Source organism: Mesorhizobium sp. M1066, assembly GCF_040318635.1.
In the GTDB taxonomy this organism is placed as follows: Bacteria; Pseudomonadota; Alphaproteobacteria; order Rhizobiales; family Rhizobiaceae; genus Mesorhizobium.
The window spans coordinates 25,507-42,531 of record NZ_JAMYMR010000026.1 but is presented as its reverse complement, the minus strand read 5'-3'; the positions used below and the strand labels follow the sequence as shown (position 1 = coordinate 42,531).

General features: G+C 57.9%; 10 protein-coding genes and 6 pseudogenes. 8 read left to right on the top strand and 8 right to left on the bottom strand.

Annotated features, from left to right (window positions below):
* Nucleotides 1-2 precede the first annotated feature (2 nt).
* Both ku and NKH52_RS25360 read left to right on the top strand, forming a co-directional pair.
* Nucleotides 3-812, top strand: a complete 810-nt coding sequence (gene ku, locus NKH52_RS25365; protein ID WP_352734941.1) for a non-homologous end joining protein Ku — start codon at nucleotides 3-5, stop codon at nucleotides 810-812.
* A pseudogene (locus NKH52_RS25360) lies at nucleotides 812-1,597 on the top strand (ATP-dependent DNA ligase); the annotation flags it as partial. The gene ku and the pseudogene NKH52_RS25360, both read left to right, overlap by 1 nt.
* Nucleotides 1,598-1,818: 221 nt before the next feature.
* On the opposite strand, the gene NKH52_RS25355 reads toward NKH52_RS25360, so the two are convergent.
* The gene (locus NKH52_RS25355) at nucleotides 1,819-3,012 is read right to left on the bottom strand and encodes an HWE histidine kinase domain-containing protein (protein ID WP_352734939.1); all 1,194 of its coding nucleotides are present in this window, start codon (nucleotides 3,010-3,012) and stop codon (nucleotides 1,819-1,821) included.
* 515 nt (nucleotides 3,013-3,527) lie between these two features.
* Between NKH52_RS25355 and NKH52_RS25350 the strand changes: the two are divergent.
* Nucleotides 3,528-4,287, top strand: a pseudogene (locus NKH52_RS25350) (IS5 family transposase).
* A 270-nt stretch (nucleotides 4,288-4,557) separates the two neighbouring features.
* Here the strand turns inward: NKH52_RS25350 and ligD are convergent.
* Complete coding sequence (gene ligD, locus NKH52_RS25345) at nucleotides 4,558-7,197, bottom strand: DNA ligase D (protein WP_352734937.1); 2,640 nt, start codon at nucleotides 7,195-7,197, stop codon at nucleotides 4,558-4,560.
* Between the two features lie 376 nt (nucleotides 7,198-7,573).
* On the opposite strand from ligD, the gene NKH52_RS25340 reads away from it, so the two are divergent.
* Together NKH52_RS25340 and NKH52_RS25335 are read left to right on the top strand one after the other, a co-directional pair.
* Nucleotides 7,574-7,753, top strand: a complete 180-nt coding sequence (locus NKH52_RS25340; RefSeq protein ID WP_352734935.1) for a hypothetical protein — start codon at nucleotides 7,574-7,576, stop codon at nucleotides 7,751-7,753.
* A gap of 12 nt (nucleotides 7,754-7,765) precedes the next feature.
* On the top strand, nucleotides 7,766-7,996 hold the full coding sequence (locus NKH52_RS25335) for a hypothetical protein (RefSeq protein WP_352734933.1): 231 nt from the start codon (nucleotides 7,766-7,768) through the stop codon (nucleotides 7,994-7,996).
* 57 nt (nucleotides 7,997-8,053) lie between these two features.
* Here NKH52_RS25335 and NKH52_RS25330 read toward each other — a convergent pair whose 3' ends face one another.
* Both NKH52_RS25330 and NKH52_RS35520 read right to left on the bottom strand, forming a co-directional pair.
* Nucleotides 8,054-9,919: a bifunctional diguanylate cyclase/phosphodiesterase gene (locus NKH52_RS25330; RefSeq protein ID WP_352734931.1), complete on the bottom strand. Its 1,866-nt coding sequence runs from the start codon at nucleotides 9,917-9,919 to the stop codon at nucleotides 8,054-8,056.
* A gap of 179 nt (nucleotides 9,920-10,098) precedes the next feature.
* Nucleotides 10,099-10,423 (bottom strand): annotated as a pseudogene (locus NKH52_RS35520) (molybdate ABC transporter substrate-binding protein); the annotation flags it as partial.
* A 393-nt stretch (nucleotides 10,424-10,816) separates the two neighbouring features.
* On the opposite strand from NKH52_RS35520, the gene NKH52_RS25325 reads away from it, so the two are divergent.
* Nucleotides 10,817-11,029 carry a hypothetical protein gene (locus tag NKH52_RS25325; protein WP_352734929.1) on the top strand — a complete coding sequence of 71 codons (213 nt, stop codon included), beginning with the start codon at nucleotides 10,817-10,819 and terminating at the stop codon, nucleotides 11,027-11,029.
* Between the two features lie 300 nt (nucleotides 11,030-11,329).
* Here NKH52_RS25325 and NKH52_RS25320 read toward each other — a convergent pair.
* Nucleotides 11,330-11,541 (bottom strand): annotated as a pseudogene (locus NKH52_RS25320) (transposase); the annotation flags it as partial.
* A 293-nt stretch (nucleotides 11,542-11,834) separates the two neighbouring features.
* On the opposite strand from NKH52_RS25320, the gene NKH52_RS25315 reads away from it, so the two are divergent.
* Nucleotides 11,835-11,990: a hypothetical protein gene (locus tag NKH52_RS25315; protein ID WP_352968027.1), complete on the top strand. Its 156-nt coding sequence runs from the start codon at nucleotides 11,835-11,837 to the stop codon at nucleotides 11,988-11,990.
* A gap of 586 nt (nucleotides 11,991-12,576) precedes the next feature.
* Here the strand turns inward: NKH52_RS25315 and NKH52_RS25310 are convergent.
* Nucleotides 12,577-12,726 (bottom strand): annotated as a pseudogene (locus NKH52_RS25310) (transposase domain-containing protein); the annotation flags it as partial.
* A 76-nt stretch (nucleotides 12,727-12,802) separates the two neighbouring features.
* On the opposite strand from NKH52_RS25310, the pseudogene NKH52_RS25305 reads away from it, so the two are divergent.
* Nucleotides 12,803-12,886, top strand: a pseudogene (locus NKH52_RS25305) (IS66 family transposase); the annotation flags it as partial.
* A gap of 305 nt (nucleotides 12,887-13,191) precedes the next feature.
* Here NKH52_RS25305 and NKH52_RS25300 read toward each other — a convergent pair.
* Complete coding sequence (locus NKH52_RS25300; protein WP_502908110.1) at nucleotides 13,192-15,804, bottom strand: bifunctional diguanylate cyclase/phosphodiesterase; 2,613 nt, start codon at nucleotides 15,802-15,804, stop codon at nucleotides 13,192-13,194.
* Between the two features lie 293 nt (nucleotides 15,805-16,097).
* A complete protein-coding gene (locus NKH52_RS25295) occupies nucleotides 16,098-16,964 on the bottom strand; it encodes a class I SAM-dependent methyltransferase (RefSeq protein ID WP_352734927.1) in 867 nt (288 codons plus the stop codon).
* Nucleotides 16,965-17,025 lie beyond the last annotated feature (61 nt).

Genomic DNA, 17,025 nt, shown 5'->3' with positions numbered 1-17,025 from the left:
CCATGCCGCTACGTCCGTACTGGAAAGGCTATCTGAAGCTCTCGCTGGTCACCTGTCCCGTGCAGATGATGCCAGCAACATCTGCGAGCGAGAAAGTGCGTTTCCACACGCTCAACCGGCAGACCAGCAATCGCGTCGTTAGCCATTACGTTGATGCCGTCACTGGCAAGGAGGTCAAGGGGGAAGACGAGGTCAAGGGCTACCAGAGAGGCGAGAACGATTACATTATCCTGGAGGATGAAGAACTCGACAACGTTGCCTTGGACAGTACCAAAACAATTGAAATCAACGTCTTTTCGCCCCGTGACTCCATCGAATGGATTTGGCTCGACACCCCCTATTACCTCTCGCCCGACGACCCGGTTGGCCAAGAGGCGTTTTCGGTCATCCGGGATGCCATGGCCGCAGAAGACATGGTGGGCATCTCGCGTCTTGTCATATCGCGACGTGAGCGGGCGGTCATGCTTGAGCCACGCGGAAAGGGCATTGTCTTGTGGACCCTCCGTTACGGCGACGAGGTGCGCGATGAAGAAACCTACTTCAGTGCAATCGACGGGGGCCCCTCGGATGCAGAGATGATGCCGCTTATTCAGCAGCTGATCAAGAAGCAGACCCGCCATTGGGACAGCAAGCTTGTGTCCGATCCGGTGCAGGACAAGCTCCTCGAAATCATCGAGGCGAAGCGCAAGAAGACGAAGCGCTCAACAAAATCGAAGACTTCAGGTGACAAGGCGACGTCGAGCAATGTCATCAACATCATGGATGCACTTCGCAAATCGGTAGAAGTCGAGAGCCGCCCGGGCAAGCGCTGATGGCCGGCGCACGGAGGCAACCGCCGAGACCTGCGGTTGCGCTGCGCGAGCCAACCAAGCCTGCATTTCGCTCACGTCCGCTGCAAGACCGCAATCAGCAGTAGCCCGATTTGCCCTTCGATCCGGTGCCACAGCGGATCGAGCCTTGCCTCGCACTCCTCCAGGCCGAAGGTGCCAAAAGGAAGTGAGTGGCTTTACGAGATCAAGTGAGACGGCTATCGCCTAGCCATCCATATCGAGCCGAACACCATCCGCGTCCTCACCCGGGGAGGCCACGACTGGACGCATGCTTTTCCCACCATCGCCGCTGCCGCAAGGGAACTTAATGTTCACACGGCAATCCTGGACAGGGAGGCGGTTGTGCTTGGGGGCGATGGGCGGTCGGACTTTGGCGCCCCGAAGCGGTCGCTTGGCGGGCGCGGCGGCAAGCGGGTTCAACCGAATCCGTGTTCATGGCCTTCGACCTCGTCTATCTTGACGGACACGACCTCACCGCAACGGAACTATCTTTGCGCCGTCATCTGCTTGAAGACCTGGTCGTTTCAGGCAGGGACTGAGTGGTCCCTTTCGGAAGAAGTGAAAGGGGTGGAGCCGAACTTTTGCAGCACGCTCGCCGACTGGGGCTGAAGGATCATAGCCGAAGCGCAGCCAAACTATCGATCCGGCCGGACAGGTGACTGGCAGAAAATCAAGTGCACACGAAAATCATGTGCACACAAAGCGAGAGCTTCATGATCGTTGGGTATGAAGCGTCTGCTGCTGCGCGCGGTGGCATTGGCAGCCTCTGCTAGGGCGTGTCCTCATAAATCGCGCGTTTGTGTGGGAGCTTGAGGCCATGTCGGCTATCCGTCGTACTGCAGACTTAAACAGGACATCGCCTCAGGTCCGAAACGGGCCAAAAACGGACATCGGGCCCTACTAAGCCCGACAAGCTGTCTTAGTCGTGTGCGCACTGTCGAGCGAGAGATGAAGCGCCACTGTAGCACCGCGCGGCGGCATCAGTGCTTCAGGTTGATAAGTTCTGGATCGGCACGTTGATATCGACTGATAGTCCGTCAGGCCGCCAATCGTAATCGAGCGTGCCACCGAATTCGCGGACGATGGTGTTGTGGGTGAGCGTACTGCCGAAGCCCTTCCTGATCGGTGCAGCCATGATCTGCGGGCCGCCGTTTTCCTGCCAGTGCAACAGCAGATACTCGTCTTTGAGGGTCCATGACACGTTGATCCTGCCTGAGCCGAGCGTCAGCGCTCCGTGTTTGGCGGCGTTGGTCGCGAGTTCATGGAAGACCATCGCCACGCCATTCGTGGCACGATCACCGAGGTGGACCGGCGGTCCGTTGATTTCGAAGCGGCTAAAGGCCGAATCTTCGTGCGGCTTGAGGATCTTCCGGAGAAGCTGGTCGAGTTCAGTCCCTTCGCTCACCGTCTCGTCGCCGATCTGACGCCTGACGAGGTCGTGCGCCGCCGCCAGCGCATGGAGGCGGCCGGAGAGAAGTTCCGACATCTCGGCTGGTGAGGACGCAGCCTTGGCGCTGACCCGGATCATTCCATCGGTGACGGCGAAAAGGTTCTTTACCCGGTGGTTCATCTCGCGCGTCAGCGTTTGCTGATGCTCCAGTGCCCGCTTCAAGTTCTGCTCAGTCTGTTGCACGTGAAGCGCGATGCCGACGAACGAGGCGAGCTCGGTCATCACCCGCGCATGGCCGCTGTCATAGTAGTCCTCATCTTGCGAAACCAGCCACAACGTCCCGATTGGTTTCACGCTGCCAACATAGAGCGGCACGAGCAGCAATTCTGGCAGCGAAATCTCCGCATCCTGAAGCCACGTGTAGGTCCTCTCAGGACGCTTGCACAAAACCGGCAAGTTGCGGTCTAAGGTCACGCCGCAAGGCGAAAACATCCGGGGCGTCGTTTCACCGGTGAACTTCTCCAGACGGCCACGCAGGTGATGCCAGCGGAAAATGCCCGGCGCTGGGTCCGGTTCGAACAGACTGAGGCCGCCGGTGACACTCCCGGTCATCTCCAGCGCCAAGTCAACGAGGCGCGGCATGATCTCGCCGGGATTGTCAGCCATCCGCGCGGCGAGGTCCTGTATCGCCAACTTTTCCATGAGGTAGTCCGTTGTTTTGGGCGCGCGACGGCTTAACTCACCAGTGATGTATACATCGACCGAAGCCTCAACTTCCTGCAACATTGTCATGAGCGCCCCTCCTATCGAGGCCGATTTCACCCTGCGCTCCTTATCCCGAATAAGCGAATCGTTTGATTTAACGGGCTCACCGCATCATCGGCGGGAGCGCAACCATCACGGTACATCGGTAGAGCCATCGTTCCCGCCCGAAAAATATAAGTCCGGCAGCCGACTTAAGCTGAGCAGTATTGACCGTCTGTGAGATATCAATATGAGCGGCGTTTGTAGGTGAAGAGTTGGACCGGAAACCGTGGTGCGCCGACGTGCAGCGGCATCACGTTCGACAGCACGCATGATCCACAGTCAATAAAGCTGAACGCGGCGACTGAGTGTCACGTACTTATGCCGTTGTCATAATTCGCTGCGAACAAAATGGCGCTGAATAAATGTCTCCTCTGGGTCATGCGCGTCGCTTTTGACATGTCAGCGGCATGTCCGCTATCCGACCCATTTCGGAACTGCCGTTCGGTGTTGCGAGCACTAAGATAGACATGATTCAAGTTCCCCAACCGGGACCTCGAATCATGAGATACGAACTCACGGACTATGAGTGGACTGCCATCAGGCCGTTCCTTCCGAACAAGCCGCGCGGCGTGCCGAAGGTCGACGACCGGCGGGTCCTCAACGGCATCTTCTGGATATTGCGGTCGGGAGCGCCATGGCGCTTCTGCCAGAGAACTTTGGGCCTTACACGACCTGCTACAACCGGTTTGTTCGTTGGCGGATGGCTGGCATCTGGGACTCGATCATGGAGGCCCTCGCGGAAACCCATGATGGCTCCGTCCAGATGATCGACACATCCATTGTCCGCGTACATCAGCACGGCGGTTGCGTGGGTGGGGCCGAAACAAGGCTAATGGGCCGGTCGAGAGGTGGGCTGACGACCAAAATACACGCTTGCGTCGATACCAACGGAATGCTGGTTCGCCTTGAACTGACGACCGGTGAGGCCCACGACAATCGGCTCGTCACCGAGCTGCTGTCTGATCTAAATCCAGGCGCAATGTTGCTGGCTGATCGAGGGTACGACGCAGACTGGATTAGAGCATTCGCCGGTGACCGAGGTGCGTGGGCTAACATTCCTCCGAAGCGAAATCGCAACGACCCAATCTGTTTTAGCCCATATTTGTATCGGGCACGCAATTTGGTGGAGTGCTTCTTCAATAAGATCAAGCAATGCCGGCGCATCGCCACCCGATATGACAAACTGCCGCAAACTATCTTGCCTTCATCAAACTTGCAGCGATCCGGATTTGGCTGCGCGCTTATGAGTCCACGCCCTAGCTGGGAAAAACAGGATTGGCTGGCTCTACGCTGGCTCGGTGGGACCGCTTTCACGATGCAAGGTCTCTGCGCACTGCGCTCGACGATTTGAGAACCACGACCCCCGTGCCCTGAAGGGCAAAAAGCTAATCTTTGCTCAGCCGACGTTGATAGCCGAGATCGATTTCGCGGCTGTCCAACGACCGCAAGCTGAGGCATGCGTCCTACAAAGGACTGCGCGAAACCCAGGACAATGCAGCAGTATTCGATATATCCACGCGAAACGCCTGATCATGCCGCCTGCTTCGTCGACCTTGCCAGCCGCTTGATCGCGGCCTCGAGCGGTCGATGGCCATCACCATATTCCCGCCATGCAATGCTCTTTGCCAGCAGACCGGGGACGGTGCGGAGTGTAAACCGCGTCGGATCGAGATCGGCTTTGACCTGGTTCCATGTCAGAGGCATAGAAACGGGCGCGCCAGGTCGCGCGCGCGGGGACAGTGGGGCAACTGCGGTGGCCATGCGATCGTTACGAAGGTAGTCGAGGAAGATACGCCCGTGACGCTGGTTCTTGGCCATCTTGATTAAGTAGAGGGCTGGATTGTCACGCGCCATCTGCAGGCAGACATCGCGCGCAAAGCCTTTGGCCTCAGACCAGGCAAGTTTGCTGCGCTTGGCGACCGCCAGCGGCGTAACGACGTGCAATCCCTTGCCGCCCGTGGATTTGCAGAAACTGACGAGCCCCAGTGAATCGAGCCGATCGCGCATTTCCCGCGCCGCGGCGACCACCGTCGAGAAGGGAACGTCCGGGCCCGGATCAAGATCAAAGACGAGACGGCCGGGTACCTCGGGGCGCTGTGGCTCGCAGTTCCATGGATGCAGTTCCATCGCTCCTACCTGGGCGACTGCAACAAGACCTTCGACGCGGTCGATTTGCAGGTATGGCTTCTTGTCGCCAAAGACGGTCACGAGTTCCAGTAAGTTCGAGGTGCCAGGCATAGCGTGGCGTTGAAAGAACTCTTCGCCGCCGATCCCGTCCGGTGCGCGGATGATTGAGCACGGCCGTCCCCTGATGTGATCGATCAGCCAGGGACCGACAGCCTGGTAGTAGCGGGCGAGGTCTTCCTTGGTCACCGGCTTGTCGTCATTAGCGTCCGGCCAGAGAGGCTTGTCAGGGTTTGAGATCAGCACTCCCATGACATCGACCTTGCCGCCGCGTCTAGGAACCTTGGACGAGGTTGGGGCTGGTTGCCGCACCGCGGTCGTTGCCGGCGCCGCCGGTCTGTCCGCCTCCACCTCATTGGCCGGCTTGTCTTCCCTCAGCGCCTTGAAAGCTGCCTGACGCACGAGACCGTCAGAGGTCCATCCAGCGAATTCGATTTCAGCCACCACCTCTGGCTTCAGCCAGACGACGCCAGGCTCCTGCTTCGGAGCTCCGATCCCAGTGAATGGCGATTTCGCCGTCTCAACGGCTTTCAACTTGGGCAGCAAAGCCTTGAGCTTGGCCGCCCCATAGCCGGTTCCAACGCGGCCGACATAGACGAAGTTATCGCCGCGATGCACGCCCGCAAGAAGGGAGCGGAATTTACCGGCAGTGGTGGCGTAGCCCCCAATGACGACCTCGTGGCCCGCACGACACTTGGACTTTGCCCAGGTTTCAGTGCGGCCCGACTGATAGGCAGCGTCGGCGCGCTTCGATACGATCCCTTCGAGGGAGAGACGACACGCTGACCGCAGGACCGCGTCCCCGCCGGTCTCAAAGTGTTCCACGAAACGGAGACGGGGATCGTCGCCGGCTTCCGACAGCAGCTGCTGCAGGCGGGACTTCCGGTCAGTCAGCGGCAGGGACCTCAGATCCTCTTCGCCGTCGTACAAAAGGTCGAAGGCGAAATAGACCAGTTCGCCTGTCTTGCCCTCGGAAAGCGCCGCCTGAAGAGCAGCGAAGTCGGGCGCGCCATTTTCGTCCAAGGCGCAGATCTCGCCATCAATGATTGCATCGGGCAGCTTGACCGCGGTTCGCGCAAGCGCCGGATATCTGCCGGTCCAGTCCAATCCCTTTCGGGTTTTGAGTGTTACATGGCCGTCAACCACCCGCATCTGGATGCGGTAGCCGTCAAACTTGATCTCATGTAGCCAGCCATCCCCCGACGGCGGGCGCTCTAAAGTCTCGCAAAGCTGCGGTGCAATGAAGTCGGGCGGTTCGGCAGCCACCGCCTTCGGCTTCCTCGTCGCCTTGGCGCCCGCTTTCCTCTCCTGCGCCGCCAACCCTGTGCTACTATCCCAAACGGCATCCGCGCCCATCTTCCCGCCTTGCAGCATGAAAGGCTTCGGCTTGCGCCCCTTGCCGGCCGCTATCGCGTCCATCGTTCGCCCGGACGCAACCGACGTATCATTGTCGTCGAGGATGGCGGCGCCATTCGCCTCGACGGCAAACTCGTCGCGATGCTTGATCAAAAGCCAGTTGGTCCGCTTGCCCCCTTCACGGTCATTGGCCATCCGGACCAATACGAAGCTGCCATGAAGCCGTTTGCCTTCGAGCCTGAACTTGAAGTCGCCCTTTGCCAGCGCCTGTTCGGGGGCCTTCTTTCCTTCCGGTCCCCAGTAGCCGCGGTCCCAGAGCATCACAGAGCCTCCGCCATACTGGCCCTTGGGGATTGTCCCTTCGAAGTCGCCATAGTCGAGCGGATGATCTTCCACTTCAACGGCAAGCCGCTTGTCATGCGGGTCGAGGGAGGGACCACGCGTCACCGCCCAGGATTTGAAGACACCGTCGAGCTCAAGACGCAGATCATAGTGCAGCCGCGTGGCGTCATGTTTTTGAATCACGAAGCGTCGACGGTGTGAGGGTTTGACCGCTCCCTGCCCGCTTGGTTCCTGCGTCTGGCGAAAATCGCGCTTCGCTTTGTAGGTTGTAAGTTTATCGTTTGCCATAGCCGGCCCCCGGTACACCGTTCGTTGCAACAGGAATGTGGAAGACAAGCACATGTTCCGCATGTGCAATGCACAAACCTACGGTACTAAAACGGTGCGTTGTGCCAACCACCGGAACGGAAGCGCAAACTGCTCCCTAGAGCTGCAGGGTGTGCTGGCAGCGCACCAGTTGACGCGAAAGCGCTGTGGACGCAGCTTCACCCTGGCCGTACGGATAACCGGAGCGAAGGCGCCATCTCATTAAAGCAAGATGTTGCTCCATGTCGGCCGAGAATTTGCATACGTAACGAACTTCACGCCAATAGCAGGACGTCGCCTACTTCAGAACGTTTATTTGCGGAGCCCCCGTGGCCTCGACTTTATCCGCAAATGGACGGTGAACAACATCGACGTGCGCCTTCGTTATTTAGGGGAAGGCCGCGCCTATATGCTTGCCATGACTTGCCGTATGGACGCCCGTGCTCTGTCGATCAGCCTGCAAGAGATGGAAGATGAGGTTGGGGACCTTGAAATCGCTTTCATCAGTTTCATCGATGGCCGGCCAACCAGACTGTGAGGAGGAAAGCAGATGTCCATCGCCGCTTCGAACTTCCTTGAGAAATGGATCGACGACAATATCATCGACCAGCCTTGGAACGCTGGAGTGGGCCCGCTCGCCCGCCTTGCTGCGCGTCTCGCCAAGCGCTGCGGCCAAGGCGCAGTGGCGAAGGGGCTCACGGTCAAGGCGATTGAAGACAGTGTCGGCGGCCTGAGCGCCTTCATCGCCGAGGCGATGGGACGACGCCGCAGAGAAAGGTAGCAAATCGGGGTATGTGAGTGACCACCCGGTCGTCGATGACAAGGGCCGTCCGGGCGTCTATGCGATTGCCGTGATGGGAAAGTCGCTTCCCGTGTGACGACGCTGGTCAAATGGCAGCTTTTGAGCAAAGCTTAGTAGCAGGCGCGTGGTGGTCAAAGCATCCGCAGGTCGGGCAAAATGAAAGCCTTGACCGAATGTACAGCCGAGTTCGCGCAGACGCTCGTGCTGGGCAGAGCACTCGATGCCTTCGCCGATAATTTTCTTGTCCAGTTTTCGCGCAATGTCGATAAGCGCCTCGACAATCACCTCGCTCGGCCGGTCGATCAACATGCGATCGACGAAGGATTTGTCGATTTTGATGATATCGACCGGAAAACTGAGAAGATGGGTCAGGGAGGCATATCCGGTGCCAAAGTCATCGAGCGCGACAAGCATTCCTTTCTCTCGAAGACGCTCCACAGCTCGGACCGTTTCGTTGCCGGGATCGCCCATGAGCACTGTCTCGGTCACCTCGAGCACAACATGCTTCAATGACACTTTGGCCGCATCGAACGCTTTCGAAAGACGGGTTTCAAGATCGTTCCGTCTGAAATCGGCAGCCGACAAATTGATGCCGACGTGCTGGAATGGAATGCCGTTCGCGATCCAGGATCGAACGTCGTTCGCGATCTGTGGGAGGATGCTGTCGGTCAGACGGCAGGCAACCTCCCGATCCGAGAGCGCTGCCTGAAAGTCACCGGCCGCGACAATACGGCCGTCAGCCGTTTTGATGCGAGCCAACGCCTCGAGACCAATGATGTCTCCGGTTTCGAGGCGAACGAGCGGTTGATAATAAGGGACGACACGCTTGTCGGCCAGCGCCTGGTCAACCTCTCTGATCGATTCCATCCGGCGGGTGATTGCCGTGCGGAGGCCCGGCTCGAATCGAACATAACCGCCGCGGTTCGTCTCTTTGGCATGATAGAGGGCAAAGTCTGCATTTTGACGAAGCAAATCGGCATCCGTCCCGTCAATACCGTACACCACGCCACCCATCGTTACCTGAGGGACGATCGTATTTCCATCGCTATGGAAAGGTTCCTTCATGGCGTCGCCAAGGGCGGACACCACGACGGATAGAGCGGCATGGTCGGGGCATGGATCGACGACAATGGCGAATTCGTCGCCTCCGAGGCGACAGGCTAAATCGAGTTTCGCGTTTCGCAAACGCCATGCGACTTCCTTTATGAGGGCGTCGCCCGCCATGTGTCCCATCGTGTCGTTGATGAATTTGAGATGGTCAATATCGAGGAGGATCAGGCCGAAGGATGTGGAACCCCGTGGCTTGCGGCCGATCAACTCGTCGAAACAGCGTCGGTTCGGCAAGTCCGTGAGCTGGTCGTAGAACGCCAGTTGATGGTTTCTCTTCTGAATTGCCCTCTGCTCAAGGGCGATGGCGCACAGATGGACGCAGGTTTGGACAATCTGCCGCTCCAGATCGCTTGGGCCGCGTTTTGTGCGATAGTAAAAGGCGAATGTTGCAACAACATGCCCCTCGCGGGCCTTGATGGGGCTTGACCAGCAAGCCATCAGACCAAGAGGTAGGGCCAACCCGGTGAATGGCGCCCACAACGGATCGATGGAGATGTCAACGACCTCAATTGGTTTTCCGAAATGGGCCGCTGTGCCGCACGATCCGACGCACGGACCAATCGCAAGACCTTCCAATGCCTCGGAGTAGCGTTTTGGTAGGCTCGGGGCGGCGACGGGATGCAAACGCCCCTCAATGTCGACAGACAGGATTGAACAGATTGCGGTCGGGGCAAGCCCCTCGGCGCGGCGGCACAAGAGTTCGGCGACAGCGTCGAACTGCATGCCTGTAGCGATAGCCTCCAGAATTTCGTTCTGAAGAGCCAACATGTGCAGGTTTGGATTTTCGTTCACCGCAATCCCCAATGGCGTGGCGAGGATTAGGTCACGTTGGAGTTATTAAAACATGCTGAAGTTCTGGACAAATTGAGCAGGCGAGGCACCAGCGTCTCCTTCCGTCTTTGTCAAATGGGCGTCAACGCCAAATCTCGCGTGTGGCGCACGCCAGGGGGCCACGAGCGCGTCGTAGCCCATCGGCACGTGGCCAGTCCGTTGCTCGCAGATGCCGCGGGCCTGATATTGAGCGATCGACTGCCTGCCTTGGCCGCCACACCATTGCCATACGGCCAAACGCTAACCGGCTACCCGCCTTGATTTTTCCCAAGGCGGTAAGATCCTGAACCAGGTCCGGATTGACGAGGTCGAAAAGGTTCCCCAGCTTCAACCTGCTTCTTTCCTGTCGCAGAGTTCCCAGTTGACCGCAAACGTGAATCCCGTGGCGGTTTCGAACTGGGATAGGAGAGCAAGGATGGCGGGTCGGACCGCAACAGCGCCAAAAAGCCGGATTTCCTGATGCATGGCCTAACCTGAAATCGGTCCAAACACCTTTCTTATACGTTTCCAACCTGCCTTCCACGGCTGCCCCTATGCTCAGCGTCCCATCAGGCCGGCCTCCAAATCAGACTGACACCGGATGAATCATGCCAGAGTCCGTGTTGGCAATGCACTTCTCCAAACATGCGCTGAGCATATGCCCTATTTCATTCCAGCGATTGTGACATGGAGGGCCGAAATGGTGGCCGACGAAACCTGATGATGTGCGGGTCCAATATATGAGGACAACTAGGGACGGTTCAGATCGCCGAAGGAGACAATATAATCCAACCAGGTCTTTGCGGGGAACTTCGCAGAGGGCCACTGTGTTAGGCTCGGCTTTCCCGGCAAGCGGCCATTGATGACTAGGAGAGAGCGATGAACGACACTTCCGATACGGCCGGCCAAGCATCCGACTTCATTGTCAACGACGTTCTCGAACTTGCTGAATATACGGAACTAGGCGTTGTCGTGACATTAGTTGATCCGCAAGGAGGTCGCGTCCGTCTTCACCTAAGAATTGGCATGGGCGAGCTGCTGTGCGAACGAATTGCCACCGCCCTGGAATGCCGGTATGGCGAGAATTCCTAGAAACGACTTGGACGCCTAGCAACATTATCTTGCCGTCAGGGCTCTGCGGTACACAAACACAGCCGCAGCATTGCAATGCTTATAGCAGTATGGTGAATGACCGGTTAAAAATGCTAGCGTTTGGAGGCGCCGGTACGGTTGGAAGCCAAGCGCCCGGATCTGGGGTAAGCTTGGCAAAGTGGTTCCGTAGGCGGGCGCGCGAAGGCGAAGGCCGGGATCATCGAAAACGCGAATGCCAGGCAGTCTTGCTTTGGGCCTGCCTTCAACACGGGTGCTATACCGCCTTGCCGATCCAAGACCCCCTGCCTTTCGCCATCGCACGAAGCGATTGTAGCAGGTGATGGGCGGCCCATAACGCTCCGGCAGATCACGCCACGGCGCACCTGACCGTAACACCCAGAAATGCCGTTCAGAACACGGCGATCATCGACGCGAGGCACGCCGCGCGGCTTGTCGGGCAACAGCGGCTCGATCACGCGCCACGCGAAGTCGGTCAGATCATATCGGCTCATCCAGACATTGTTCAGCATGCAGCCCGAAGGGAAGTCCATGCTGTTCAAACCCGAGAGCATCAGTGCTATATCGCCGATGCGGCGGGGGCACGGACGCCTCGCAAGGGGGACAAGAGGGTAATGCTGACCGCGCCCAGGGCACCGTCTGCGTAATAGTCAGGCGCAGACCTTAGCCCCGCCGCACAAGCTCGCTTCCCTGTTTATGGGTTCACGACGTAGGTTGATAGATGCCAAGGCTCCAAGAGGAGGGTGTCACGAAACTAGCTGCTGCAATCCTCCTGGCCACAGCGACTATGATCGGCGTGTCCGTCGCAGACGAGGACGACGATTATATCGACTGCGTGCTCAATACTGCGGCAAAGATCATGAAACCCCAAGTGGCCAAGGACGCGGCCAAGGCGCTCGACGAAGCACGCAAAAAGTGCAGGCTTCCGCCGCGTCTAACCTAAACTTGCGCGAAGCGACGTTCGGGCGGGAACGAAGTCTTCTGGCCGCTTCACGATCAGTTCCGGTCCCTGGGGTCTACTCCATGCGTTCGTTCCTCAAAATCGGCAAAGCAATTTGTACGCCAGCAGCGAGATCGATCGCTGGGACAAATCAATCCTCATTGTCTGCTGACCCACGTGCAAACTTCCTTTGGGAAAAGGGCATCTCCAACAGAGAAGTAGACACAGGCCGTTCAGTCGCCGCGAGTGACAATTGCGGGACAGATCGCGTTCGGAATCCGTGGTTGATCAGGACGTCAGGGTACTGAGCAAGCGGTTATGGAAGGTCACGATCGGTCACTCGGCACACACCCAATTAACAACCCTCGAAGTTTGGCACACAAATAGCTGAAACCTGATGATTCCCTCCGTTGGTGTGTTGATGCACAACCGCCTATCAGGCGATCCGACGCTGTCGCGCGCCGACATCGAGATGGCCATAGATCATCGACCCGGCCACGCCGTGCACGGCCCCATCATCATCGCGCGCAAGGGCCATTCCAGCGTAAGCGGTGTTCTCAGGCCACGCCTTTAGCTCGGCCGTCCGGATGTAGGCCCAAGGCAGCAGGTCGTCGATCCGGCTGTTGGGATGGCCGTTTACGATCCTGGTGAGGACGTTGGCGAGATAGCCGAGCGGCTCGACACCGTTCAGTTTGCAGGTTTCGATCAGCGAAGCGATGACGGCCCAATGCTCGGCGCCGACACAGCGGCCGGTGAGGAAGAGAAGGAACAATCTGCTCTCGCCGAGCGCCAATTAAAGGCCAAGCAGCGTCGCCCGGCTGATCCAGATCATCAAGGAATTGCAGCGCCACCGCTTCGGCCGTCGTTCTGAGACGCTCCCCGCGGATCAATTGCTGCTGAATAGGCCGAGCAGATCGAGGCCGCCGGGTCCGGCGCGCCTCGTGAACCCGCCGCCAGTCGAGACCTTCGAGTAGCGCCAAGATGCGCGGTCGTCAGGCGTCACCGCTTACATTCCAGCATGAAAGGTTTGTTGCTGACTTAGGTCTTGTTGCTGCCGCGGATGAATCAACGCCGCCCCGGGGAGTGCGCCTATGTGTTCGAGGAGCCGTTCCTTCAGTACGAAATGATGCACCAGGGCCGCGGGAATAGCCGAAGGCGGTAACGATCGCCCTGCCGACCCAATCGTGCGACGCCAGCCTGACACCTAGCTGGCCGCGCGCAGCCGCCGAGAGCGAACAAAGGCCTTTAAGCCGTTGGAGTCCAACGCCTGCCCAAAAGCATAACCCTGCAGTATGTCGCAGCCCAACCCCTTGAGTACGCGGGCGTGCTCCATCGTCTCGACGCCTTCCGCTATGACCTCGATACCCAAGGACTTGCCGATTTCGATGATCGACGAGACAACCTGCCTTCGTTGCGGCGATTCGACGATTGGAATGACCAGTTGCCGATCTATCTTCAGTCGGCGTGGCTGTATCTTGAGTAGGCTGACAATGGAGGCATAGCCCGTGCCAAAATCATCTATCTCTATGTCAATGCCCAGTTGCTTGATTTGATCGACATTCCAGGTCACCAAATCATCGTTTTTGTCAAGGAAAATGGACTCAACAAGTTCGAATGAAACCGTTCCCTTCTTGATATTCAGTTCTCTCAAGCTCTTTATAAGTTCTTCATCTTGGAGGCGTCGCGCCGAAACGTTGACTGATACTCGCGGTATATGAAGATTCGCGGCAGACCAGTCTTCAAAATCTGAAAGCGCATGGTTCAGTATGGTTCGATCGATCATCGAGACGACATTTAGTTCCTCTGCAATCGTGAGGAAGACATCCGGCGCTAGGATACCCTTGTTTGGGTGCCTCCATCGCGCAAGCGCCTCGACACCGACGATTTCGAGCGTTTTTGCGCTAAACTGGGGCTGGTAGAAAGCGATGAACTCATTGCGCTCGAGGCCACCGAGAACTTCATCGGCAATCCGCTTTGTGTCGACAATTTCGCTTTGCATCGCCTCAGTGAAGAATTCGTATCGATTGCGCCCGCGACTTTTCGCTCGGTAAAGCGCGATGTCGGCGTTCACCAGCAGGTGCTTGGCTTCGGCGTCTTTTCCGTTGTCGACCGCAATTCCCACGCTGACACCAAACCGGCATCGGTGACCGTGATAGTGGACGGGTTCGCCCATCTGGCTGATGATGCGGTCAGCCAGCACCCCCAGTCGCTTGATATCGTCATGCACCGTGCACAGCACGACGAATTCGTCTCCTCCGATCCGAGCGACGAATCCCCCATCCTCGACCTTGGACCGGAGGACGGCAGATGCGTGCACCAACATCGCGTCACCTGCGGCATGGCCAAGCGTATCGTTGATGTGCTTGAACCGATCCAGGTCGATGTGAAGTAGGGCCGCATGGCCGCCGTCGTGCTTTGCGTTTGCTGCGTACTCCTCCAACACCTGGTCGAGGTAACGACGGTTGGGTAAACCAGTCAGCGAATCGTGAAGCGCGATATGCTCTATACGTGCCTTGGCCGTCTCGAGTTCCGCGTTTTTCGACTCGGAAAGCTGTTTTGCACGAACCAGATCGCTATTCAGCAAAACGTCGGCTGTCACATCCCATTCCGCACCAATCATTTTGAGCGTCTCGTTTGGGGCCTGGTATATGGCCGCCTTGGATCGGACATGACGAACCTCGCCATCCGGACGAACAATCCGGTATTCCGACGAATATGTTCCGCGGCTGGCCACGGCACGGTCGAAGTCTGCGTTGGCGCTGGCTAAATCCTGGGGGTGAATTGCCGCCGCCCAATCCAAGTAGCCGCGAGGCCCTCCATCGCTGGGTTTGCCATATATTTCGTTGACGCGATCGTCCCACGACAGGTCATTGGTCGCGAGATCGTGTTCCCAAACGCCAATAGCCGACGCCTCCAGAGCGAGTTCGAGTCGTCTCGACAATCGACGCAGTTCCGCATAGTTGCGCTGTCTCTCGCCAATCAGACGACCTGTGACCAAGAATGGGATCACAACCAGCGCCCCGGCCGCGGCCATGATCGCGCGCAAGAGCCACGCGTTGCCAGGTGTCGAAGGCCAGCCGTTTTTGGGGATGGCCGCTATTTGCCAGGAACCCGACGGGAGCAGAACTTCGGCCGTTACTGGATTGCTTCTGCGGACGCCCAGATCGCCGTAGAATTGATCTCCGCTCGGGCCGAGGGCGTCTTTGCCGATGAGCGCGACGTCAATCCCGAGATCATCGTCAAACAGGCCGCTCGCCTTGTAAAGGCGCTGCACGTCAACAACGGCGGAAATGATGCCCCAGAATCTTTCAGTATTGCCCGCGCTCGGCACAAAAACTGGAAAACGGCCGATGAAGCCTTGGCCGCCCTGCTTCAGATCGACCGGGCCGGCAAGAATCAACTTGCGCTCGTCTCGCGCCCGCAGCGCGGCGTTACGCTGCCGATCGTCCTTGCGGTAATCGAGGCCCACGGCTTTCTCATTGCCTTTTAGCGGGTACATCAATGAAACGACCAGATTGGGTGCGCCGGCAATGTTGTTCAATTGCGAGCCCTCGCCAAACAGATTACTCGCGAGCGAGGCGAAGCGTTGCTGTCCCATGTAGGGTTCAGTCACGACCGTCGCGACCAGCCCATGCACGAGTTGAAGGTTTCCGTTGATGTTCCCTTCCAGCTTGGCTCGGATCAGATTGACCTTGGCTAGCACATCCGCGCGGACGGCTTGGTCCGAAACGATTTTGTTCTGGTGGTCCGCATACGCCGCGCTGATGGCAATAACCAAAACCGCCACTGCCGCCGGAATATTTGCCGACGAAAACACGGCATCCTTTATGCCGCCTAACCTAGCGCCGAAAAGAGCCAATAGGGTGAAAACCCCTTGTGTTATTCAGGTTCTCGGATCGACCTGCCGATGGAACATTAGCTTTCATTAATTAATTTTGAACTTCAACAGTCCTGAAAACTTTGCACTGTCCGACCGCTGAGATCGTTCTGGCTCGCCGCCGGAGGGGTTGGAACCAGCCGCCGCTCAATGAGGCAACGTATGGGCTGAGGACGATTCCGGGGTCGTGGCAATCGTGCCTCGGCGAGGACAAAACCGGATTAATAGTAGAACTAGTGGCCCTCAATCGCTTTGGGAGCAACAAGGTATGGTATCTTGCCGACGCTTCGCTTCGTCGCGCCAATGGAATAGGCCATTGGGATCTTGGGGGAGTTGTTTGGCAAGCCGTACATATCCTTGCCTGCCCTCACTGCAAATGAAAAGTGCTGCCACGAAACCATGTCATGCTCGTTCAGAAAATCGAGCGTCAGCCCCGCTGAAATCAGCGCGTTCACCACGTCGCTGATCGGATGGATCCACTCATAATACCGAGGATGATTCAAAATGCGGTCGTCGCCGGTATAGGTCCGTTCCTCGTTCCATGCGAGCGGTCGAGCTATAGGCGTTCGCCAATCGTGCTTAAACTCCAGCGCCGCGGCCTTACGATCACACTGAAACATCAACGGATGGCCCTCGGCCATATAGAGCCGGCCGCCAGGTCTCAGGAGATCGGCAACGACCCGCGCCCAGCGGAACACATCGTCCAGCCAATTTACCGAACCCCAGGTAACGTAAGCAATGTCAAAGGTCCGGCCGAGCGCTTCGACTGCCTCGAATAGGGGCGCTTCCACGAAGCGCACGTCAGTGCCTGCCTTCGCCGCGAAATCGCGCGCAGCTGCGATCGCGGTCGGTGAAAAGTCGAGGCCGGTCACGCTGCCCGCGCCGAGATTCTTCAAGCTGATCGTGTCGAGCCCGATATGACATTGCAAGTGGACGATATCCTTGCCGACAATATCACCGACCTCGCCCGTTTCCAGTTCATAGAGATTGGATCCGCCTGCCAGCACATTTTCAATCTGGTAGCTGCCCGTCGTATCGGTCGAATGCAGTTCGGCCCGATCATCCCAATTTAGGCGATTTGCACCCAGAAACGGTTCCAAATTACCCCCCTATTTCCAGCGGCGACTGACGCTTGGTTAACAAGTCGTTAATATACCTTTG